At 48.9% G+C, this 23,494-nt stretch carries 17 protein-coding genes; 10 read left to right on the forward strand and 7 right to left on the reverse strand.

Translation table 11 applies throughout. The annotated features are described in order from the left end of the window. Window positions 1–17 precede the first annotated feature (17 nt). The 3 genes from rpoB to ELAC_RS03295 all read left to right on the forward strand — a co-directional run bounded on the left by rpoB (window position 18) and on the right by ELAC_RS03295 (window position 8,459). Window positions 18–3,794, forward strand: coding sequence for a DNA-directed RNA polymerase subunit beta (gene rpoB, locus ELAC_RS03285; RefSeq protein ID WP_098037854.1), 3,777 nt, complete (start codon window positions 18–20; stop codon window positions 3,792–3,794). A gap of 103 nt (window positions 3,795–3,897) precedes the next feature. After that, window positions 3,898–8,109, forward strand: a complete 4,212-nt coding sequence (gene rpoC, locus ELAC_RS03290) for a DNA-directed RNA polymerase subunit beta' (RefSeq protein ID WP_098037855.1) — start codon at window positions 3,898–3,900, stop codon at window positions 8,107–8,109. 80 nt (window positions 8,110–8,189) lie between these two features. Continuing rightward, window positions 8,190–8,459 (forward strand): DUF5407 family protein, encoded by a 270-nt coding sequence (locus ELAC_RS03295; protein ID WP_098037856.1) that lies wholly within the window; start codon window positions 8,190–8,192, stop codon window positions 8,457–8,459. A 72-nt stretch (window positions 8,460–8,531) separates the two neighbouring features. Here the strand turns inward: ELAC_RS03295 and ELAC_RS03300 are convergent, their stop codons facing one another. The 3 genes from ELAC_RS03300 to ELAC_RS03310 are packed head-to-tail and all read right to left on the reverse strand — an operon-like array spanning window position 8,532 to window position 10,434. Further along, the gene (locus ELAC_RS03300; RefSeq protein WP_098037857.1) at window positions 8,532–9,602 is read right to left on the reverse strand and encodes an oxidoreductase; all 1,071 of its coding nucleotides are present in this window, start codon (window positions 9,600–9,602) and stop codon (window positions 8,532–8,534) included. Continuing rightward, entirely contained in the window at window positions 9,599–9,865 is a 267-nt protein-coding gene (locus ELAC_RS03305; RefSeq protein ID WP_098037858.1) for a zinc ribbon domain-containing protein, read from the reverse strand. The genes ELAC_RS03300 and ELAC_RS03305 overlap by 4 nt, the downstream gene beginning before the upstream one ends. Then, on the reverse strand, window positions 9,862–10,434 hold the full coding sequence (locus ELAC_RS03310) for a TetR/AcrR family transcriptional regulator (RefSeq protein WP_143406424.1): 573 nt from the start codon (window positions 10,432–10,434) through the stop codon (window positions 9,862–9,864). Before ELAC_RS03310 ends, ELAC_RS03305 begins: the two co-directional genes overlap by 4 nt. Before the next feature lie 225 nt (window positions 10,435–10,659). Here ELAC_RS03310 and ELAC_RS03315 point away from each other — a divergent pair, with 225 nt between their 5' ends. Next, window positions 10,660–10,902, forward strand: a complete 243-nt coding sequence (locus ELAC_RS03315; protein WP_098037860.1) for a DUF5407 family protein — start codon at window positions 10,660–10,662, stop codon at window positions 10,900–10,902. A 251-nt stretch (window positions 10,903–11,153) separates the two neighbouring features. Here the strand turns inward: ELAC_RS03315 and tal are convergent, their stop codons facing one another. Beyond that, complete coding sequence (tal, locus tag ELAC_RS03320) at window positions 11,154–12,119, reverse strand: transaldolase (RefSeq protein WP_098037861.1); 966 nt, start codon at window positions 12,117–12,119, stop codon at window positions 11,154–11,156. A 26-nt stretch (window positions 12,120–12,145) separates the two neighbouring features. After that, window positions 12,146–12,517 carry a hypothetical protein gene (locus ELAC_RS03325; protein ID WP_098037862.1) on the reverse strand — a complete coding sequence of 124 codons (372 nt, stop codon included), beginning with the start codon at window positions 12,515–12,517 and terminating at the stop codon, window positions 12,146–12,148. A 464-nt stretch (window positions 12,518–12,981) separates the two neighbouring features. Between ELAC_RS03325 and ELAC_RS03330 the strand changes: the two genes are divergently transcribed. The 6 genes from ELAC_RS03330 to ELAC_RS03355 all read left to right on the forward strand — a co-directional run bounded on the left by ELAC_RS03330 (window position 12,982) and on the right by ELAC_RS03355 (window position 18,684). Next, a complete protein-coding gene (locus tag ELAC_RS03330; protein ID WP_098037863.1) occupies window positions 12,982–14,865 on the forward strand; it encodes a hypothetical protein in 1,884 nt (627 codons plus the stop codon). Between the two features lie 76 nt (window positions 14,866–14,941). Then, window positions 14,942–15,424, forward strand: a complete 483-nt coding sequence (locus ELAC_RS03335) for a peptidoglycan amidohydrolase family protein (RefSeq protein ID WP_098037864.1) — start codon at window positions 14,942–14,944, stop codon at window positions 15,422–15,424. Window positions 15,425–15,469: 45 nt separating this feature from the next. After that, window positions 15,470–15,895, forward strand: coding sequence for a MarR family winged helix-turn-helix transcriptional regulator (locus tag ELAC_RS03340; RefSeq protein WP_098037865.1), 426 nt, complete (start codon window positions 15,470–15,472; stop codon window positions 15,893–15,895). Window positions 15,896–15,898: 3 nt separating this feature from the next. Continuing rightward, entirely contained in the window at window positions 15,899–16,294 is a 396-nt protein-coding gene (locus ELAC_RS03345; protein ID WP_098037866.1) for a DUF1398 family protein, read from the forward strand. Window positions 16,295–16,627: 333 nt separating this feature from the next. Next, window positions 16,628–17,515: a YybH family protein gene (locus ELAC_RS03350; protein WP_098037867.1), complete on the forward strand. Its 888-nt coding sequence runs from the start codon at window positions 16,628–16,630 to the stop codon at window positions 17,513–17,515. Between the two features lie 8 nt (window positions 17,516–17,523). After that, on the forward strand, window positions 17,524–18,684 hold the full coding sequence (locus ELAC_RS03355; protein ID WP_098037868.1) for a hypothetical protein: 1,161 nt from the start codon (window positions 17,524–17,526) through the stop codon (window positions 18,682–18,684). Here the strand turns inward: ELAC_RS03355 and ELAC_RS03360 are convergent. Both ELAC_RS03360 and ELAC_RS03365 read right to left on the reverse strand, forming a co-directional pair. Continuing rightward, a complete protein-coding gene (locus tag ELAC_RS03360; RefSeq protein WP_098037869.1) occupies window positions 18,608–21,631 on the reverse strand; it encodes an alpha-amylase family glycosyl hydrolase in 3,024 nt (1,007 codons plus the stop codon). The genes ELAC_RS03355 and ELAC_RS03360 overlap by 77 nt on opposite strands. After that, on the reverse strand, window positions 21,624–22,982 hold the full coding sequence (locus tag ELAC_RS03365) for a glycogen/starch synthase (protein WP_158227795.1): 1,359 nt from the start codon (window positions 22,980–22,982) through the stop codon (window positions 21,624–21,626). Before ELAC_RS03365 ends, ELAC_RS03360 begins: the two co-directional genes overlap by 8 nt. Between the last annotated feature and the right edge of the window lie 512 nt (window positions 22,983–23,494).

Here is a 23,494-nt window from a genome sequence, read left to right on the forward strand (position 1 = left end):
AATGGAGTCTTTCATCTATGCTAAAAAAGGCGCCCAAACGTATCAGTTTTGGTGGTAAAGAAGATATCATCGATCTTCCAAACCTTATCGAAATCCAAATTAAATCCTACAACCAGTTCCTTCAGACAGACCTCTATCCGGAAGAAAGAGAGAACATAGGCCTTCAGGAAGTCTTCACTGAAATTTTCCCTATCAAGTCTTATGATGAAAAAACTGTTCTCGAGTACCTCTCCTACAGTCTGGGAGTTCCCAAATACAATCCCGAAGAGTGCATCCGCCGCGGTATTAGCTATAACGTCGTACTCAAAGTTAAATTTCGTCTGACAGACGAGACAGGTATCAAAGAAGAAGAAGTCTACATGGGGACAATCCCCTTGATGACAGACAAGGGTACCTTCATCATCAACGGCGCTGAACGTGTTGTCGTCTCTCAGCTGCACAGATCGCCCGGTATCTGCTTCGAGCAGGAAAGGTCGATGCGCGGAAGCATGCTCTACTCGTTCCGCATCATCCCTTACAGAGGAAGCTGGCTAGAAGGCGCTTTCGACACAGGCGATTTAATCCATATCTATATCGACAGAAAGAAACGCAGAAGAAAAATCCTGGCGTCCACTTTCATTCGCGCTCTCGGCTACTCCACCAACACCGACATCATCGAAGAGTTTTTCTCCACTAAGAAAGCGAAACTCGGCAGCGAAAAAGAGTACTCCAAACTGGTTGGAAAGATTCTTGCGGAAGACGTCACTGACGAAGAAACAGGCGTTGTTTACGGCAAAGCGGCAGAGAAGCTCACAACAGCGATGTTGAAGAGAATGAGCGACACGGGCATCAAGATGATCCGTATCGCCGAAGATGCTGACGAAAACAACCCGATCATCAAGATGATCGCCAAAGACCCAACCGACTCCTACGAATCGGCGTTGAAGGATTTCTACCGTAAGTTAAGACCAGGCGAACCGGCAACGATCGCCAACGCCCGTTCGGCAATGATGCGTCTTTTCTTCGACCCGAAGCGCTACAACTTAGGTCGTGTCGGCCGCTACAAGATGAACAGCAAGCTCGGCTTCCCCATCAATGACGAAGCGATGCAAGCTGTCACGCTGACTAAAGAAGATGTGATCGGCGCCCTTAAGTACCTGATCCAGCTGAAGCAGGGTAGTGATGAAGTCAGCATCGACGACATCGACCACCTTGGCAACAGAAGGGTCCGTTCCGTCGGTGAATTGATTCAGAACCAGTGCCGCATTGGTCTTGCAAGAATGGAGAAGATCATCCGCGAACGGATGAACCTCTTCGACTTCACATCTGACACACTGACTCCAGGTAAAATCGTATCGGCCAAAGGTCTTGCCGGCGTTCTTAAGGACTTCTTCGGAAGATCGCAGCTCTCCCAGTTCATGGATCAAGTGAACCCGGTTGCAGAACTGACACACAAACGTCGTCTTTCCTCACTTGGACCCGGCGGTTTGAACAGAGACAGAGCCGGCTTCGAAGTCCGCGACGTCCACGCAAGCCACTACGGAAGAGTCTGTCCTATCGAGACACCTGAAGGACCGAACATTGGTCTTATCACCTCGCTCTCCTCTTTCGCCAAGATCAACGAATTCGGCTTTATCGAAACACCCTACCGCATCGTAAGGGATGGCGTTGTAACCGATGAGATCGAGTACATGACAGCCGATCAGGAAGAACGCTGCGTCATCGCGCAGGCGACAACGCCGCTCGATGAGCACAACATGTTCATCACCGAAATCTGCTGGGCCAGATATAGAGGCGAACCGCTAGAGATCGAAACGCCGAAAGTGACGCACGTAGACGTTTCTCCAAAACAGCTCGTTTCCATTGTCACCGGTTTGATTCCGTTCCTTGAACACGATGACGCGAACCGTGCTTTGATGGGCTCGAACATGCAGCGTCAAGGTGTGCCTCTCTTGAAACCCGAGGCACCAATCGTGGGTACAGGCCTTGAAGCAAGAGCCGGTAAAGACTCCGGTGCTGTAATCATCGCCAAAGAAGATGGCGTCATCAACTATGTTGACGGCAACATCATCGTCATCAGCCCGAAAGACAACCCGATGGAGCTGAAGACTTACCAGTTGAAGAAGTACATGCGCTCCAACGCAGGCACGTGCATCAACCAGACTCCGCTTTGCGAAGTCGGCGACAAGATCAAAGCCGGCGATGTCATCGCTGACGGTCCCGGAACAGACAAGGGTGAAGTCGCTCTTGGCAAAAACGTGCTCGTCGCGTTCATGCCTTGGTATGGATACAACTACGAAGACGCTATCATCATCAGCGAGAAGTTGATCCGTGAAGATGCCTACACTTCGATCCACATCGAAGAGTTTGAGATCACAGCACGAGACACAAAGCTTGGTAAGGAAGAGATCACGCGCGATATCCCGAACGTTTCGGAAGAGGCGCTTGCAAACCTTGGCGACGACGGTATCATCCGTATCGGCGCAGAGGTAAAGCAGGGAGATATCTTAGTCGGTAAGATCACACCCAAATCCGAGTCGGAACTGGCTCCTGAAGAGCGCCTCCTGCGCGCCATCTTCGGTGAAAAAGCCGCCGACGTAAAAGACGCATCGCTGGTTGTTCCTCCGGGCACAGAAGGCGTCGTTATGGATGTTAAAGTGTTTAGCCGCCGCGACAAACTCTCGAAGAGCGATGAAGAGTTGGTTGAAGAAGCCACAAGACTTAAGGACCTGCAGAAAGAGTACAAGCAGAAGAAAGCAGAACTCCGCATGGAAAGACGCGAGAAAATGGCAGCTCTTCTCTTGAACGACCAGGCCCCCGGCACAATCATCCATAGAAAGACTGCAGAAATCGTTATCGACGAAGGCGAACTCATCACTCAGGATCTGATCGAGTTGATCGAACAGGAAACTGTCGAAGACCTGATCATGCCGGAAAATGATATCTACAAAACGCTGAAGAGCGTTCTGCATGAGTATGACGTTAAGCTGCAAACGGTCGAGAGCCAATACAAGACCGAACTTGAGCAGATGAGGAAAGGGGATACGGAACTGGATCCCGGCGTCATCCGCCAGGTTAAAGTCTACGTCGCCTCCAAGCGTAAGCTGCAAGTCGGTGACAAAATGGCCGGCCGCCACGGTAACAAAGGGGTCGTATCGAAGCTTGTACCTGAAGCGGATATGCCCTACCTGCCGAACGGACAGACTGTTGAAATTATCTTGAACCCGCTCGGCGTACCTTCCCGTATGAACTTGGGACAGGTGTTCGAGACTCACCTTGGCTTTGCTGCGCAGCGCGCAGGCATCTTCGTCAAATCGCCGGTCTTCGAGGGCTTCCCCGAAGAAGAGATCTGGAAGATGATGAAGAGCCAGGGCCTGCCGGAGAACGGCAAGTTCTTCCTCTACGACGGTTGCACAGGCGAGCGTTTCGACGGTAAGATCGTAGTCGGCTACATCTATATGATGAAGCTGGGACACCTTGTCGCCGACAAAATCCACGCCCGAGCCGTCGGCCCCTACTCCCTTGTTACCCAGCAGCCGCTTGGTGGTAAGGCGCAGATGGGCGGACAGAGATTCGGGGAGATGGAAGTGTGGGCAGCCGAAGCTTATGGCGCGGCGCACTTGCTCCAGGAACTTCTGACTGTTAAGTCGGACGACGTGGGCGGAAGAACAAGGATCTATGAGTCGATCGTCAAAGGCGACAACATCTTGTCTCCCGGAACTCCTGAGTCGTTCAACGTTCTCATCAAAGAGATGCAGGGCTTGGGACTAGACATTAGGGCCGAAGAGGTTATTGAATCTGAGTTTCATAGTTAAAAAATAGAAAGTTTCCACCTCCGCGCGTCAAGGAGCCAGGCCGCCACCTCACAAGGGTTAGAGCGGCCTCCGGCGCGGCAAGGTAGTTAGTCAGGGGAGAAATATGACTGAAAAAGAGCAAGAGCAGAAGCAGTTTGATAAGCTGACGATTCAGATTGCGTCTGACAATGTGATAAGAAATGATTGGTCCCGCGGAGAGATTAAGAAGCCCGAGACCATCAACTACCGTACTTTCAAGCCGGAGAAGGGTGGTCTTTTCTGTGAAAAGATCTTTGGACCGACAAGGGACTGGGAGTGCGCCTGCGGTAAATACAAGAAGATCAAGCATAAAGGCATTGTCTGCGACCGCTGCGGCGTCGAGGTAACCCTCTCTAAAGTGCGACGTGAACGAATGGCGCACATCGACCTCGCAGTGCCGATCGTCCACATCTGGTTTTTCAAAACGATGCCATCACGCATCGGCAACATCCTCGGTATGTCGACAACTGACTTGGAACGCGTCATATACTACGAAGAGTATGTTGTCATCAACCCAGGTCAGACAGACCTGCAAAAGAAGCAGCTTTTAAACGATGCGCAGTACCGTGAAGCGCAGGAGAAATGGGGCAAAGATGCATTCGACGCCAAAATGGGCGGCGAGGCAATTCGCGACCTGCTTGCGGCAGAAGACTTGCAGGCCTCTTTTGTGGAACTGAAAGACAAGCTGAGAAAAACAAAGTCCCAACAAGCGCGTATGAAGCTTGCCAAGAGACTGAAGATTGTCGAAGGGTTTCTCTCGTCCAAGAATCGTCCTGACTGGATGGTTATGGGCGCGGTGCCGGTTATTCCGCCCGAGCTTCGTCCTTTAGTGCCTTTGGATGGCGGCCGTTTTGCTACTTCCGACCTGAACGATCTCTATAGAAGGGTTATCAACCGTAACAACCGTCTCAAAGCAATTCTGAAGCTGAAGACCCCGGAAGTGATCGTTCGTAACGAAAAGAGGATGCTGCAGGAAGCTGTGGATGCCCTTTTCGACAACGGCAGGCACGGACACCCGGTCATGGGCGCAGGAAACAGACCCTTAAAGTCTCTTTCGGAAATGCTGAAAGGTAAACAGGGCCGCTTCAGACAGAACCTTCTCGGTAAGAGGGTCGACTACTCCGGCCGTTCTGTAATCGTTGTGGGACCTGAACTGAAATTCAACCAGTGCGGTTTGCCCAAGTTGATGGCGCTCGAGCTGTTCGAGCCATTCATCGTCAAGCGTCTAAAAGAGCTCGGCTATGTCTACACCATCCGCTCTGCCAAGAAGATGATCCAGCGTCATGCACCCGAGGTATGGGACGTTCTTGACGAGATCATCAAGGGACACCCGGTTCTTCTTAACCGAGCGCCCACTTTGCACAGACTTGGTATCCAGGCATTCCAGCCTACACTGATCGAAGGTAAAGCGATTCGTATCCATCCTCTCGTCTGCGCCGCGTTCAACGCGGACTTCGACGGTGACCAGATGGCCGTTTACGTTCCTTTGTCGGTGGAAGCGCAGCTCGAAGCAAAACTTCTGATGATGGCACCGGACAATATCTTCTTGCCCTCATCCGGAAAACCGGTAGCGATCCCATCGCAGGATATGACACTCGGTCTCTACTACCTGATGTGCGACCCTCTCTATGTCCAAGAAGAGCATGGCGGCAAAACCAAAATGTTCAAGGATTCAGACGAGGTTCTGACAGCCCTTCAGGCAAGTGGCAGCTACAACTGGTACACCAAGCAGAAAGGCGATTCCGATCTCGTTAAAGACATGGATCACCCCAAGAGCTGCTACGTTAGAGGTCTTCGCATCCATGAGAAGATCAAGCTGAGAACAGAAGCCGGTATCATCGAGACAACGCCAGGCCGTGTTCTCTTCAACCGCATTGTGCCCAAGCAGCTTGGCTTCCAGAACTATAGCCTGCCGAAAAAGAAGATGGGAGAGCTCATCTTGCAGTGCTACAAGAAAGCCGGCTTGGAAGAGACTGTCCGTTTCCTCGACAACTTAAAGTCGCTCGGATTCTCCGAGGCGACAAAAGCGGCGATCTCGATGGGTATATCCGATGTGCGCGTACCTGAGATGAAGAAAAAAATCATCGACGAGGCGCATAAGAAAGTGGCCCAGGTCAAGAAACAGTACGAAGACGGTATCATCACCGACGGGGAACGTCATTCCAAAACGATCGCGATCTGGACTGAGACGGCAGAGCTTCTGTCTGAAGACTTGATCACGAAGATCGGAGAAGTTGAAGACGGTCGTCAGAACCCGCTTTACCTGATGATGGACTCGGGCGCCAGGGGTAACAAATCCCAGATTAAGCAGCTTGGAGCACTCAGGGGACTTATGGCGAAACCTTCGGGCGCCATCATGGAATCGGCGATTACTTCCAACTTCAGGGAAGGTCTGACGGTTCTTGAATTCTCGATCTCTTCACACGGTGCTAGAAAGGGTCTTGCGGATACGGCGCTTAAAACAGCCGACTCCGGATACTTGACAAGACGTCTTGTCGACGTATCGCAAGACGTGATCATCACAGAGTACGACTGCGGAACGCTGAACGGCATCGAAGTATCGGCTATTAAGCAAGGTCAGGAAGAACTCCTGCCGCTTAAAGACCGTATTTTCGGAAGAACTGTCTGCGACGACATCTACCAACCAGGCGACAGATCGAAGCTCTTGGCAAAGAGCGGCGATGTGCTGACTCTTCTGCAGGCGGAAGCGATCGACGACTCCGGTATCGAAACGGTGAAAATCCGTTCCGTACTGACATGTGAGACAAGACGCGGAGTCTGTGCCAAGTGCTACGGCATCAACTTGGCAAACGGTAAAGAGGTCAGCCGCGGAGAAGCGGTCGGCATCATCGCAGCCCAGTCCATCGGTGAACCGGGTACGCAGTTGACGATGAGAACGTTCCACTCCGGTGGTATCGCGTCCGCATCCATCACCCCTGAAATTATTTCAGAACAGGTGGGTCTCGTCATCTACTCCGACTTAAGAGTGGTACAGAACGAAGAAGGCCAGTGGGTTGCTCTGAACAAAAAAGGCGCCCTGAACATTGTGCGCGATGAAGGAAGAACGATCGAAGAGTATAAGAAACTCCTCTCGACAAAGTCGCTTGAGCCGCTGCAAACGTTCTCCATCGAGCTTGGTACCAAAATCTTGATAGGGGATGGACAACCTGTTAAAAAAGGTCAGAAGATCGCCGAATGGGAACAGCACAACATTCCTATCATCTGCGACAGACCGGGTTTTGCCAAATACGAAGACTTGGTGGAAGGGATCTCGACTGAGAAGGAAGTGAACAAACAGACCGGTCAGGTCGAATTGACTGTGAAGCAACACCGTGGTGAGTTGCATCCGCAGATCATGATCTACGCTGACAAGAAGTTTGAAGAACTCGTCGGTACCTATCCGTTGCCTTCGGGCGCCATCATCTCCGTTGAGGAGGGAGCTTATTCTACAGCAGGTACGCTGCTCGCCAGATTGCCCCGAGGAATGATGAAGACGAAGGACATCACGGGGGGTCTCCCCAGAGTCGCCGAGCTTTTCGAAGCGAGGAAGCCGAAAGACTCCGCCGAGATCGCCAAGATCGACGGCGTTGTCGACTTCCGTGGCGTGCAGAAGAACAAGCGTATCGTTGTCGTTCGTGACGAGGTCTCCGGCATGGAAGAGGAGCACCTTATCCCGCACACCAAGCACTTGATCGTCCAAAAAGGCGACCACGTGGTGAAGGGGCAACAGCTGACAGACGGCGTTGTCATCCCGCACGAAATCTTGGAGATCTGCGGCGTGCGTGAGCTGCAGAAGTACCTGGTAAACCAAGTTCAGGAAGTTTATCGACTCCAGGGTGTCGATATCAACGACAAGCACGTTGAGATTATTGTACGTCAAATGCTTAAGAAGATCCGGGTCACAGATCCGGGCGACACGAGCATGCTCTACGGCGAAGAGGTCGATAAGAAAGAATTCGAGCGTGAGAACCAGAAGGTCGCGGCTGAGGGCGGAAAAGCAGCTCAGGCAGCACCGGTTCTGCTCGGTATCACCAAAGCGTCGCTTAGCACCGACTCCTTTATTTCGGCAGCCTCCTTCCAAGACACGACAAGGGTCTTGACGGATGCGGCTTGTGCTGGTAAATCAGATTACTTGATGGGATTTAAGGAAAATGTCATCATGGGGCACATCATACCCGGCGGTACGGGCTTCGACTACCACAACAAGGTGAAGAAGTTCGTTGACATCGAACATGAAGAGGCTCTAGCCTTCGATTTCGAAGAGACTCTTCCTCCCGGACCTGCTCCAGCGGCATAAAAACAGAGGAGGGGCAAACTTGCCCCTCCGCCATAAAGTAATAGTGATTTCAACCGGTACGGAAACTAAGGAGTGCGAATATGGCCCAGAATAGTAAATTTGGCGGATCAGATGTAGTTCATGAAGGTTTTGAAGTGCAGTCGCTCTTTGATGCCATTCAAACTGCAGTCTTGGACGCTAAGAAAAAGCTTGAGTCGATTAAAGGGAAGAAAGACCAGTTCAGCATATGCGACATGTTCGAAATGCAGATGGTCATGAACAACCTTTCTCAGCTCTCCGAGATGTCCACCTCGGTAGTCAGCGCTTCCAACCAGGCGCTCCTAAGCATGGCAAGGGCCATCAAGCAATAACTCCCAACGGAATTCTATCGATCACAAAGCCGGATATCTTCAAGATACCCGGTTTTTTTTTGCCCTGAAGTGTCAATCTGTGGGAGGGGTGGCGATCATCGCCGGATCGAAAGGAACGAGTGGTTCTTTGGCTTGTACCTTTTGAACGAAGCGGGGATTGGCTAAGATGGGCCTGCCGAAGAACACCAGATCGCAACTCCCACTTTTGAGACGCTCTTCAGCCTCCTCAATGGAATAGCCGCCTCCACCGATCAGTACTCCATCGAAGTGTCTTCGACAAAAGTCGCTGACGCGCTCGCCTAGCAGTCCCTGATTCTCCCTCTCCCCATCTGAAGAACAGTGAACATAGGCGATCTTTCTCAACTGCAACGCTGCAAGAAGTGTCGCGTAGACCTCCTGATCTTGAGGTTCCTCTTTCAAATTGCCCCCTTGTCCCGGGTCACCCATGCTGACAAGCGGCACAGGCGAGAGACGGATGCCCACCCTGTGATATCCGATCGCTTTCCCGATCGTGTCGATGATGTCGAGAGCAAACCTGCACATTTTTTCAGGGCTTCCTCCATACGCATCCTGTCGTTTGTTGGTGGAAGAGGCCAAGAAGGTGTTGACGAGATAGCCTGATGCGGCATGGATCTCGACCCCGTCTGCGCCGGCTGTAAGAGCATTTTTGGCTGCCTGAAGAAAGTCGTTCACAACGGATGCGATCTCACCGGCAGTCATTTCGATGGGTGCGAGGTATTTTTCACCACCCGATCTGGGTACTACGGTTTTCAGCGGAGCTACACCGGAAGGGGAGCGGGGCATCTCTCCTCCACTTAGGGAGGGGCGCCCCATCATCCCGGGATGGTAGAGCTGCATAAAGATACGGTCTCCATTTTGGTGCACCGCATCTATCACCCTTTTCCAGCCCTCAATCTGCTCTTTTGTTGCAATCGCCGGAGTTCCGGGATAGGCCTGGGCAGCATTGACAGAGGAGGACTCGGCAATATGGAACAGTCCCTTGCGTACTCGGTAGTACTCCGCCATGGTATCTGTTGGAATATGTGTGACCGGATCGGCAAGGCACTTGGTCATGGGCGCTGCCACAATGGAGGTGGTGAGAGACATCCCTCCGACAGTAGTCGGTTGAAGAAGCAGGCTCATTTATCTTCCCTCAGCATATTAGTCCAGAAGGGAAGGCTCTTTAGCATTTTATCCGCAATATCATGGGCGGAGGCTGGGTCCAAGCCCTGAGATTGCTGGAGATGGCAAACGCAACCTTCCAAAATCTCTTCATAGCTCTTCACCGAGCCATCCGGCCGCAGGCAGTATACGCAATAGAGTTTACCATCGGTGCCGAGTTTGCTGTCTTTTTTATCTTCAAGAGGCATGCCGCACGATAGGCAGCTTGGGCATTGAGTATTCATCTAGTTTCCTTGTTGTGGATGAGTTTTAGGTAACGGTTAACGAGCTCCTCGCCACCGTGTTCAATGAAGGGTTTGTCTTTCACGAAGAGGGCTCTTTCAATCAGATAGTAGTGTAAAAGCGCCATCCAGGTGTTGAATAGGAACGACGGTTCGTTGACGGGATCCTTGGGTAGAGCGCTCCTGAAATAGGCACTGATGCCCGAGCGTAAAAACACCAGCCTGTGCCCGATCTCTTCTTCTAAGAGAGGGGATTCGATGATCAGCCAGCGGTAAAAGTCCTCCCACTCTTTCAAGGCTTCCAAGTGGGTGGTCAGGAAGTCCTTCAGATTCGAGCACTCTTTTAGGCTCGAAAATTTTGCAGAGAGATGGACTGCGACTTGGTCTACGGCGGCAATCACCAATTCGCTTCTTGTTTTGAAGTGCAAGAAGACGCTGCCGTGGGCCACACCCGCCTCCTGGGCAACGGCGGCCGTTTTTGTGTTCAGGATCCCTCTCTGGCCGAAGAGGCGGATCGCCGCCTCCAAGATCATCCGTTTTGTTTCAATTTTTTGGTCGCTTCTTTTTTGCATGACTAACAACTCACTGAGTAAGCACTCATTTTGCGCGATCCGCTCTTTTTCTTCCAGAAAAAATAAAAATGCAGGGGATTTGGCTGAGGTGATGTAAGAAATTAATTGGTTTATTTACAAAATATTAATATTCTCTATATCGATCATTAATATAAATGTAAGATAATTTTTATTTCATGAATTAATAATTAGTCTACAAATATAAATGCACAAAAGGTGGTGTGTATGGCAGATCATGAGTCCTTTCAATTTGACATGTTGAAATCGGTCATTAATGACGCGATGAAGACGGCCAAAGAGAAACTTGTCGAAATTAAAACGAAAAAATCAGAAGAGATCAGCATCGGTCAGATGTTCGAGATGCAGTTTCTGATGAATAACCTCTCCCAGCTCTCTGAAATGACGACATCGGTCGTTTCCGCAGCGAATGCGTCGTTGATGAGCATGGCAAGAGCAATTAAGAACTAAATTTAATAGGCGAGCTAGGCAGGCGCCGGGACCTCCCTCCCGGCTGTCCTGCCTTTTTTCTTATATCTATACCGAAAGTATCTCAAAACTTGGGATTTTGGCTTTGAGAAAGCCTCGGGATTGAAAGGATACAAAGTCATCTCATATTTCTAATATTAGGTGGCTTACGATCATTCAATCGCGAGAGTTTTCTCTTTGCCAAAAATCAAATTATGAAGCACTCTCGGTATAAAGTGCCTCTGGGCAGCCTCTTAGATCTGGTATGTCTTCTTGATGAAGTCGACCAGCTTTTTGGTGTCCTGATAGAACAGGCGAATGCCCTCAGCGAGCTTATCCGTGGCCATGGGATCTTCGTTCATCATCCAGCGGAACAGCTTCTCCTCCATCTCAATCTTTTCCGAACCCAGTTTTTTTGCTGCTTCGACGGTGAGTTTTTTCGGCGCGTCATCTTTTGCTTCTTTCAATTCCTTGAGCAGCTGAGGGGATATGGTCAAGAGATCACAGCCGGAGAGTGCGGTGATTTGCTCTTTGTAGCGGAAAGATGCGCCCATCACTTCTGTCTTGATGTCGTGCTTTTTGTAGTAGTTGTAGATGTTGGCGACCGAGATGACGCCGGGATCGAGTTCGGGCGATTCGATTTTATCGAGAGGTCTGTTGGTTTTGTACCAATCATAGATACGTCCAACGAAGGGAGAGACAAGCGTTGCCTTGGCGTCAGATGATGCGATTGCCTGCGCGAGTGAAAACATCAGGGTCATATTGCAGTGGATGCCTTCCTTTTCCAGTTCTTTTGCCGCTGCGGCTCCCTCCCACGTGGAGGCTAGCTTGATCAATACACGCTCTCGCGGTATGCCAGCCTGCTCATAGAGTTGGATTAGGTGACGGGCTTTCTTCAAACTCGCTTCTTTGTCAAAGGAAAGCCGTGCCTCCACCTCGGTCGAGACCCTGCCGGGGATGATCTTCAGAATCTCAAGGCCGAAGTTGACGAAGAGTTTATCTAAGATTTGATGGAGAACATCGTCTTTGCCTTTGGCATTTTTCTTACCGAACTCAACAGCCTCGTCGATGAGGTGCTTGTATTCAGCTTTGGAAGCAGCCTTCATAATCAGGCTGGGATTGGTCGTAGCATCCCGCGGAGAGAACTCTTTAATGGCATCGATGTCTCCGGTGTCGATCACGATCACGGTCGATTTGCTTAAGCTGTCCAGTGTGCTCATAGTCCTTTTCTCCTCGTTGGGGCTGCTTAGAATGATTGTGTCTTAAGATCGGAAGGTTCGATCCGGAAAACGATTGTCAAAGGCATCTCCCCGATCATTAGATCTAAAGTGGAGCTTAGCCGGGTTAACAATAGCTTAAAAGGAATTTTTACCTCTTCCTTGCCCAGCTGGATGCCAATAGAGGAGTTTCCTAAAATTTCTTCCGATTCGTGGATGGCAAGGCACAGATTGGAGAATTTTTTGAGTTGCCGGACGAGAACTTCATCATCGAACACATATTTCTTTTTGCAAGATGGGCAGGGAACTAAATAATTTTGTTTGTCTAGGTTGATCACAGAGAATGGAACGGGATTTTTGCAGCCTGGGCAGCAAAACTCCAGGTGGGGGCCTTTTTGCATATAACCTCTAATATTTTCAGCGAAGGGGGTTATGATTTTCTATTTGATAATACCTGGGTTTGAAAGACTGTAAATCAACTCTTATTTCTAATATTAGGTGACTTAAACTCTTCCGGTCGCGAGAGCATTCTCTTGGCCAACAGCCAAATTTAGAAGCACTTTCGGTGTACATTTAGAAATCCAATTCGCCTGGGTGTAGTGAATCATAGCAGGTTTACTCACCTCTGATCAAGGGGGAGCATGTGCAGCTATAACTATTTCCTCGGCCAAAGCAGCCGGAGCCGTACCGGGCTCAAGGAGCCTTCTTTGATATGGACACCAAATTTAACGACACATCAACCATCGATTATATAAAAGTGAGAGGGCTCAATTTGTGGTTTTTTTCTAAGTTTTTGATTTGCAGCAAAGGTTATAGAGTGATAAAGTGAAAAGGCCATGAAGAGCGCACTATCGAGGAGAATTCTATGTCATGGCAAGCTATTGACTTCCAGAGGATTGTAGTCCTCGACCAGTCGCTTGTTCAACAGTTGGACCACTACCTTCAAGATAAAGAAGCGGAGCTCGGTCAGGAAATTTTAGCATCTTTTCCGACAGGAAAGGAGGGTATCGCTCCGCCGATGCTCGAACCAAGTAAGCTCCTCAGGCTCAAACTCTCCGATGCAATAGAAGGCTTTTCCAAGCGCGTTCGCTCAGCCATACAGCGCGAAGATGAACTCGTCAATGACGAGGTGCTGAAGCATGTCAGGTTCAAGGTCGAAGAGAGTTTTTTAAACTATATCGAGGTGCTTGAAGGGTGCGTGCGAGAGCTTTTCCTGCAGGTGGATCAGACCGGCCTTGAGGGCTGGACATCAGATCTTCTCATGGCGATCGATTTTTTCAAAGACCTCCTCTATCACCACATAGAAGACTCCATTCTCGTTTTGAAACGCCTCGAAAACGTCTTGAAAGAGTATAGAAAGGCGTGTCGGGAAAAAGAGGGCGGTTTTTTAGTTGTCAAGGCGCTCGCCGACTCTTTCCTCCCTGTACTGGACTCTTCGTTGGTCTCAAACCTCGAGAGGCTCGAGAAGTATCTTAAGAGTTCGCACAAAAAATGTTCCCGCTACCTTGTCGACTATCTGCAAATCGAAGATCAGGTCAATATCTCCTTAAAGAAGCTAAACAACTACCAAGCTTTAGAAAAACTGGAAGAAGGGCAGCGCCAAAAATATAAGAGGGTGTACTTCTACGCTAAGCTTGGGCAGATGAACGCTCGTCCCAAACCCTCCTTTTTCCAAGAACTCATGCGTGCCCTGTCGCACACGGTCAGTGTGGAATACGCGCTCGAGATTTTCAGGGACTATGTCAAAGCCCTCTATGGAGCGCACTATCATCAATCCCGTGTCTTAAAAAAGGAAAAAGTTCGTTATTTGAGCGAACCCGGCGGCAAGGATAAAATTAATGAGGTCGTCAAGGGATATCGCTCGGAGATCCTTTCGCTTGGCTCTACAGTGGCCCGCTATCGCGAACTCATACTGAAAACAGATCCGAACCCCTATGTCGGGACTAAATGGGGATTTACCGAGGGAATCGTCGCTCCGGAGCCACAGCAGGCAAAGCAGCTGCTCGAGCTGGAGTTTGAAGTGGAGAACTTGAAGAAGCTTAATGACCAGATAAAAGCTGCCATCGCCAAGGCCGGAGAGGGTCCTCAGCCACCCGAAAAAATTCCCTTCGATCCCGCAGTGCACAAGATGCTCCATGAAATGGGACAGCCGCTTACCACTTATGGGATGGTGAAGGGGAGGGCGGAAAAGCTGCTTGACCACTTGGGCGAGATCAATGAGCTGGGCTCCACAAACCCGCATGCGATAGAATATACCGGAGACATCCTTTCCAAGATGCTGCGTGCCGACTGGAAGTTTCACATACTCCACGAGATTCCTTTTTTCCAAGAGATCATAAAGAATCACTTTGGCATCACCGGAGGAATAGAGGAGAGGCGCCACCTCAATAGGATGAATAAATTCACCTATGTGACAAAAGAGCTTGAGCTTTGGGTCACGCGCCGCGAGACGCGCAAGCATGAGCGGGAGATCGAGTTTGATGTCAATGATCTGAAAGTCTACCTTCAGGATTTCTTAGCACTTGTACAAAGAGCTTCTCAGGAAGAGGTAGAGCATCAGGTTAAAAAGCAGAAAGTGTACGACCTCGCCCACCTGCTTCTTATCTATAGAAACCTGTTCGGGGAGTTTTTCCATCACCTTGAGAATACCTCCCTGGAGGGGAGACGCCTCAGGCAAAAGCTGCTTTTCGTCGATCAGTATTTTGAATCGGCAGATCAGAAGCTGTATGAGATGAAATCCAGCCTATAAATCCATAACACACCAAAGGAATTTTCCGTTCAGTATCACCATTTTCCGCTGCCCTCATCTCATCGAGCAGCCGGCTTTGCAGGCTATTGTTGACCTGCAGGCGAGTGCCTCCTATAAGCGTCAGGCGTTTGTGGAGGAGGCGCCAAGTTTCGCCGACTGCTTAACTTCCATCCACTATATCTTTAAACGGGCGCTGGGGTTTGATCTCTCTGTCACCTTTATTGGTGATATGCCGAGGCAACTCTTCAGCTATAGCCGTCTCCGCTATCTAAAAGCCGATTCGACCACACTACAATTGGGAGATATCCTGTTTGTCTCAAGCAAAAAGAGCAAGCGGATGATCACACATGTGGCTTTGGCGGTGGATAAAGAGCGTGTGTTCCACTGTAGCTACGACTCCGGCTGCGCCGAGGTTGAAAGCCTTAGCACATTTTTTTCCAAGTATGAGCAGAGGCTTACGCCCCAGGAGATGCTGCGCTATATCGACTACAGGAACACAGCTCTCCGCGCGGAGCAAGGCGGGGCGTTCATAAAAGACAGTAGACAATCGTTGTCTTGACAACTGTTGCTTAATCAACTATAATGAAGAAAAAGGAGGGGGTTTATGAGTCGCCATATTCTTAGACAGCACGTGGGGTATTGGATCAACAAACTTCGACAGCGTGTTCATTTAAGGTTTGAAGAGCGTCTGTCGGCGTATGATATCTCAATCGCTGCCTGGTGTGTTCTCGTCTCTGTCTATGACGACAGTGCCCGGTCCATCAATGAACTTTCCCGCTATATCGAAGTGGACAAGGCTTCGGTGTCGAGACTGGTTGATAAACTGGAAAAGCGCGGACTTCTCACCCATAAGGAAGGAGGAGATAAGCGCTCAGGGGTGGTTGCCCTGACGAAGTCAGGGAGGGAGTTGGTGCCCCTTTTAATTGAAGAAGCTGAAGAGAACGAACGCCAGTTCTTCGCGATGCTTTCGAAAGAACAAATGTCTTCATTCAAGAAAATAATAAACCTAATCTTACATGAAAAGGAGTAAGCAATGGAAGTTTTGAAAAAAGTGCTGCAAGAATCTAAAGAGAACAAATGGCCTTATCCCAAGACCTTTGAGGCGATCAAGAATGCTGGGGTTACCTCCTACACGGTTCACTTCGAGGGATATTACTCATCGACTTATACCGGGTCGTTTGGATCCTACGAAGAGAAGGGAATGGAGGGGTATCAGCCCTTGACGGCATCTAAGTCATTTTCTCAAGAGGGTTTAAGACAAGCCGTGATCGATCATGCCGTTAAACAGTCGCATTACCTCGATTTTTTAAAGGATGCAACCGATTCTGGGGCGACCCACTACGTTGTCGATATGGACAAACGCACAGTGACCTACTACAATCTTGATGAAAGCGCTAGCTATCAAGAGCATGTACCCCAAATGGCCTAAGAGTCATATCCTAAGGAGGATTCTACTCCTTAGGACCCCCTCCATTAAATAATGAAGATTTTCGCCGCAGTTTTTGGTATATAGTTTTTTTTGTAAAACAGGTGTCTTGCGGCGAGATCTCTTTTGTCCTTTTTCCCCCTTTCGTCTCACCGCTAAAAAATTATGCCGAAGGTATCTCAAAAATTGGGTTTCATCCAAGAGACAGCTCCAATACATAATTTTGAAATGCTTGTGGTATCCCCCTCGTAAAATCTAAAGCGGCAGGGGGCAAGCCAGCTGACAATTTATTGTTCGGCAGCAGCCGCTTATCATCAACAGCAAGAGGGTGAACATATGCATTGGCGTTACTATCTACCGGTGTCGCTCCTCCTTCTTATCGCAGTGGCCTGCGACAAGCAGGGTAAAGGGGAAGAGTCGGCAATTCTGGAGAGAACCGATCAGTACAAGACGGCATACAATCAAAAGGATATTAAAGCGATTGGAGCCCTGTGGGCGCAAGACGGGGAGTTTGTCCGTCCTGATCTCGGCGTCATCCACGAGGGAAGGGATGCGATCGAAAAAGCATACTCCTACGCGTTTGCAAAGGGGGGAGATGCCAAAATCGAGCTGAAAGTGAACAACATCGCCTTTCCGGAACCAGGCAGCGCCGTTCAGTCGGGCGTTGCAACGTTGACCAAGGGCGGTCAGGAGATTTCAAAAACTGTCTATAAAGCAGTTTTCGAAAAAAACGATGGTAAGTGGCTGATTGCAAAAGTCAGCGAAATCGAGCAAGGCGATGCCCCCACTAACTATGAGCATTTAAAAGAGCTCGAGTGGATGATCGGGAATTGGATCGATGAAGATGAAGAATCTGAAAATTCCCTGGAGTTTTCCTGGGATCGCTACAAAAATTTTATCACCCAGAAATTCACACTCGTAAGTGAAGGGGTGTTCCAATTGGAGGGAAGGCAGTTGATCGCTTGGGATCCAAGTCAGGAACGCATCCGTTCCTGGGTATTTGATTCCGACGGAGGATTTGGCGAGGGAATCTGGCACAAGAAGGGCGATAGCTGGGTAGTTGAAACCTCCCACACTCTTGCCGATGGCAGCAAGGCTTCGGCCACGAATATCTACACTCCGATCGACAAAGACACTTATCGATGGGAATCAACCGGACGGGAAGTCGGCGGCGAGCTTTTGCCTGACATCGAGCCTGTGACGGTCAAAAGAGTAAAAGGGTAGGGGGTATCATGAAAAAGATTGTACTGTTGTTAGTGGCTACCTCATTTTTGATGGTGGGCTACGCCGAGGCGCGCGGCGGAGGAGGCGGGCGAGGCGGTGGAGGGCGTTCAATGAACCGCAGTCCGTCTATGAGCCGCTCCAGTTTCTCCGGCAACCCTTCGAGAAGCTATAACCGACCCTCCAATATGCAGACAAGAAGCGTGCAACGGCCGGAGAATCGACCTTCCGATATCAATCGGGGGCAGTTTGCCAACCAAGGTGCAAGGCAGGGTCAGAGGCCTGCCGCGAGCAATGCCTCACGGGATCAGGTGAAGCAGTTTCTAAGTAACAGGCCAGAGGGCGGCCAGAGGGATCTTGGCAACAGGGCCAATACTCAGGAGCGTCTACAAAATCGCGACAATCGGCAAGACAGGCGCTCTGATTGGGGTAATCATGTCCGCAATGATGTGTATAACCACCATCCAGATCATAATAACTGGTTCCATGACAATTTCTGGAATCAGCACGGGTGGTACCCGGGTTACTGGAATCATAACGGCAATTGGTGGGGTGTGGCTACAGCGGCAGGCATTGGCGCATGGCTTGGCTGGAACAGGACGCCCTATTATTACGGATATGGCGACGACTGGTACTATCCTTACTATGGCAGTAGCTCAAGCAGCCAAGAGAGCTATTCTCAAGGGTATTCACAAGGGTATACTCAGGGCAGTCAGCAGCAGGCTTCGTCAAGCAGCGCACAGCCCGTTCAGCAAACGGGAGGGCCGAGCTATTTAGAGAGCAATCAGCAGATCGAAAGCGCGTCCCCTGCCGGGGAAACGGCAAGCGGAGACTGGCTTCCGCTTGGGGTTTTTGCTCTTTCTAAAGACGGCGATACGCAGGCGACACCGAATATTTACCTGCAGCTGGCTTTGAGCAAGAGTGGAACCATAGCAGGCACCTACTACAACTCAACGACCGACCAGACCTATGAGACGGAGGGAGCGGTGGATGAGAAGACTGGCAGGGCAGCGTGGAAAATTGCCAATAACGAAAATTCTCCCATTATTGAAACAGGCCTGTACAACCTGACGGAAGACCAGGCACCGGCCCGGGTCAACTTCCCCGATGGCAGGGTCCAGCAGATGACGCTGGTGCGCCTGAAGCAACAGGAGAGTAAGCCTGCTCCTTGATAAATAGTGTGCTGAGGGGAGGAACTTGGACTCTATATCCGAGCGCCTTCCCAGTTGAATCAAACACAGCCTCTATATTTTCATTGCAAATGCCTGAACCGCCGAATTCTTTGCTGTCCGAGTTGAAAATTTCCCTAGGCGAGACAGCAGGCATGTTGATGTGATTTTGCGCCAAAAATTTGCTCAGCTTCTCATTTTTTAAGAAAAGAGCTGAATAATATTTATCCATTAGCTTTTGCGATTTAAGGCTCTTGATGAGGTGTGGGTAACCACTTAATAGCTCGAGTTGCGTTTTTTCAAATTCGATCAAATGATGGGGGGCTGAAACATTCATCTCTCCTTTTATCAAAAGAGCCTCTTCTTGAAGTTCCTTTTCGATCTCTTTGCTCTGAAGGGGAACGAAGAAATTTTTCGCTTTTTCCTTTGAAAAGTTATGGATGCAAGCGACAGATCCACCTTTCTCAGAAACCCTTCTGTAGGCGTGGATGCGCCTTTCCGGATCATCATTTTCTATCCAGACCAGATCGTGGCCGTTGTCATCACTTTCCCAAAGAGACCGTTCGCTCTTGTAGATTTTGTTGAGCTTTTGCAGGCATAACAGGTTTTTTTCTTCTATCTCGCTAGGAGCATGGTCGAAAAGTCCGTTTTCCTGATCAAAAAGAGTGTCAAACGCTTTATCGGATCCTATTTCAGACCCCGTAAACATCAGCTTTTTTCCCGGCATTCCCGTCAGCAAACCAAAAAAGGCTCTCAGGTTACTGTATTTGTCCTCATTGCTGAGATCAGGCGTTTTGGCGATGAGCGCCTTCGCGCTTTTTTGAAGATCATCGTGCGAGATAGCCAGGATCATTTTGTGAAATTTATCTGAGTCTACTGCTTTGGTAATCGTTTTATAGGATTTTTTTCTGTCATGAGGAGCTAACGAGAAGTAGTCGAGCACATGATTTTTCCAGCCGATATTCCATTTGAAGTCGAAGCCCAGTCCTCCGACTGCCGGGGATGAAGTGGTGTCTATTCTGCTGGAGTAGTCTTCCGCTATAGTCATAACGTGTGGGAATTCACGGTGGATCTGGGTATTCAAATTTTTGAAAAATTTTGCGCCTTCATTACCGTTTTCGCTGAGTAGAATCGATTTCACAGCGTCTACCCTTAGTCCATCGATATGCATTTCCTTTATCCAGTACATGGCACTTGAATATAGGAAATTTCGCACGTTCTGTTTGCGAAAATCGAAGAAATAGGTTCCCCATTGGTACAGCCAGGTTCTGGCAGCGAAAAAGGCGGAAAGGCCACAGGGTTGATACTGGTTGCTGCCATCGAGATGCGCAAGTCCAAAACTGTCTCGGCAAAAATGAGCGGGAATCCAATCGAGTATGACGCCAATATTGTTGCTATGCAGGTGATCCACAAGAAATTTAAAATCATCAGAAGATCCCATTCTGTTGGTGGGCGCAAAAAATCCCGATACCTGGTACCCCCACGAACGTACGTCAGGGTGCTCTAAGATTCCCATCAGTTCGACATGGGTGAAGCCTGCATTTTTGCAGTGTTCAACAAGAAGAGGGGCCAGTTCCCGGTAATTTAAATACCCGCCCTTTTTTTTCTTCCAAATGAGGGGGTGGATCTCGGTGATGCTGATTGGCTTATCGGCAGGTCGCTCCTTTACCTGCTCTTTCATCCATTGCGCATCTTTCCACCTGTAGTTGCTCTTAACTGCTACAGAGCAAGGCGCATTTTCCGGCGCAGGATGATTGGCCACTTCTTTCCCGTATGGATCAAGTTTCCTGACGCCATTGACTTCGTATTGATAGAAGCTCCCTGGGGAGATCCCTATAACTTTGCGCCTCCAAATGCCTTTGGAATCTTGGATCATGGGTAGCTTCTTTTCAGTTCCATCTGCGGCTACGAGAACTAAGTTGACTTCTTTTGCATTCGGAGCATCAAGCCCGAACCTAAAGCCTCTATTTATCTGGTGAGCGCCGAGGGATTTGTGAAGGTTGATCTTGCATGTTCGTCCGTATGGCAAGGGAACTTGAGTGCGTAAATCAACAGGAAGATCCAAAAACAGCTTTTCAAGCATCTCTTCTTGCGGATTCTTAGAGCTCAAATACTTTAAATAGGCCTCTTCCTTGAGGTTGGTTTCTCTTTGCTTGGAGTGAGGGGGAGCTATTCTGTTTCTGATTTGATTCAGTCTTTCCAGAATGTTTGCGGTAGGCTTCTGAATCTGAGAGCGTCTTGAGGATAGTTTTTTGGCTTGCGCATAGACCAACCGATATTTATCGATCGGGGAGAGGCCGACAGGGGATGTGGTCCAGCTATATTGTCTTCCTTGTTCGATCAACCGCTTGGCTAGGGCTCCTTTTTCACAATCCGAGAGAGTGACAAAAGTTTCGATGGCTCGTTGAATCGTATTAGCCGCACAATTTTTCTTGTCATCCCTATTGAAAAGATAACCGTTAAAGGCACATGCGTCCTTTTCCGGCGAGATAATAGTGTCAGCAAGACCTCCTACGTCAGATCCGATTGCCAGCGATCCAAAGAGCCAGCCTTCAAACTGGACAAGACCGCAAGGCTCGAACTTGGAGGGGATATAAATGAAATCTGAAGACGCTCTGATGAGAGAGGCACAACCCGGGCGTTCCTGATCGCCTTGCTGATAATGAAGACGCCCGTTTGCGTCTTTATAATCTCTGATGAAAAGAACTGTGTTTTTGTACTTTTCCTGCAAACTGTCAAGCAATTTGGTAGCATTTTGATCTTCCAAACAGCCCATGACGATGAATTGCCCACCCGCCGCTTGTGTTGCATCGATTGCCTCTTCAAGTTTATCAAGCCCCTTTTGTTTGGAATCAAATCTCCCTATAAAGGTCACGATGGGCTTTGTGGGGTCGAATTGATTTTCGGGGAATTGTCTCTGAATCCACTTTTGAAGCTCGCGTTTAGCCAAAGATTTTTTTTGATGAAATTTTCAATGGTGAAAGATTCGGATGATAGCTTAAATCAATTTCACTTCCATCGGAGCCTCTCCAGTGCTTGAGCGTATTGTCCTCCTCTGGATTCCAGCTGTGAGGGTTGCTTCCGTTGATGATCCCCGTTAACTTGCCCATCCTGGCAGCTTCACGCACAGCGAAAGATACCCCTTCTCCCGTTTCGACCTCCTGACTTTCGATGGCAAATGTTTCAGAAACGGTTGTCACGCAGTCAGCAACTTTAAGTACTTCAGCAAATACGTTGACCTTCTCGCTCGCGATGCCTGCTTCGATTAAACCTTGAACGACAGAGTCGTAATTATAAATTCCACTCGATGAAAGCCTTCCTTGAGCACCTCTTGAGTTATTGTGATAGGTGAAAACAATGGGGGGGACAGTTCCGGTTTTCCAGTTTTTTGGATTTTCTTTCTTTAATTTGAGTGCTACTCCTGCAACGTGCCAGTCATGCAGGTGAATTACGTCAGTAGGGGTGCGTTTAGCCAAGTCAGCAGCAAGGTTTGTGAAGGTAACGAAGCGCCTTTTTACCGTTTCATCGTCAGGGCCGTAGATGCTGGCCTTTTCACCTTTGAGCTTGAAGCAGGGATGATTGATCAAATAGAAATCAATTCCATCCTGGTTGAGTATGGAGACAGAATATTCCACTCCCTCTGCTGTTTGAAAATTAAGCGGGGGATTAAGCGATATTTTCTCCTTTATGGAAGCAGGGAAGGTGCTGAAGTTTGGGAGGATTACTCGTACTTTGTTTTCTTGATTTTGTGCTTTTAAACCTTTTGTCATGCCTTCTAGAGCCTCGGCAAGACCTCCTTCTTTAACAAAACCTGTAAACTCAGCTCCAATCATTGTCACACTGAGGGGCTTTGCTATCTCTTCTTTAGGGATTAGCGGGAGGAGTCTTTCAGCTGAAACTTGGTGTAGGGCAAATTCATCGTAAACGCTATTTATTAGGTCTTTTACGAGCGAATCGATTTTTGAGAGGGTGTTTTCTTCTAATGAGGCCAAGGCATTGGAAATTATCGATCCTAGAGTTTCTCTTTCGATCTCGGCGTGGGGAGGGTAAGTCTTGGTGGTGTCAATAAATTCTTTGGTTAATTCTTCGACAGACTCATTTAGTTCCTTAGAAGACAGCTTGTTCTGTAGAACTCTCAATCGGGTGATTTCAAATAATACGTTGCACTTCTTTTTGTAAAGTTCCGATAACTGATCAAGCGCACTCATTCCATAGGCGTCTTTTAATGCGGATAGTTTTGTAAGCCAAATGTCGAAGTTTTGGGCGGTCATTTCTACTTGGGTCTCGGGCGGGGCGTACATATCGGCTGTGTTGCGCAGTAGCTTCAGTAACTTTTCCGGTGTCGAACTGTACAATGCTTTCCTCTCATTATCGGAAGAGGGGGCTCTGAACAAGGTTTTTAAATCATCTATCCTTTGCGAGAAAATTCGGGCTTTGTAGGCCTTCAGCTGATAGCGAGTTGCGATAGTATCGACTTTTCCGGCGGTGATAATAAAAGGGTGCTTTATGTGCTTTTGAAAATCAGCTAGTTGCGAGAATTTTCTTGAGCACTTTAAAATTTCTTTTGTGTGTTTGTCTTCGTTAAGAAGTCTATTGATTTTTGCAGGATTGCCAAAGAATAGACGGATAACAACAGACATGATCTTAAATAAGATAACAGCAAATCCTGACAGCTGAGTGTTATCGAGATGGCGAACAGCCCGGGCAATAGAGCCTAGATCTTCATTTATCGAAGCGGAAACGAGCGCTTGCTTGGTTGCTGAAATTTGGCGGCATTTGCTTTCAATATTAAATATTTTCATGAGATTACTGT

Source organism: Estrella lausannensis, assembly GCF_900000175.1.
Lineage (GTDB): Bacteria > Chlamydiota > Chlamydiia > Chlamydiales > Criblamydiaceae > Estrella > Estrella lausannensis.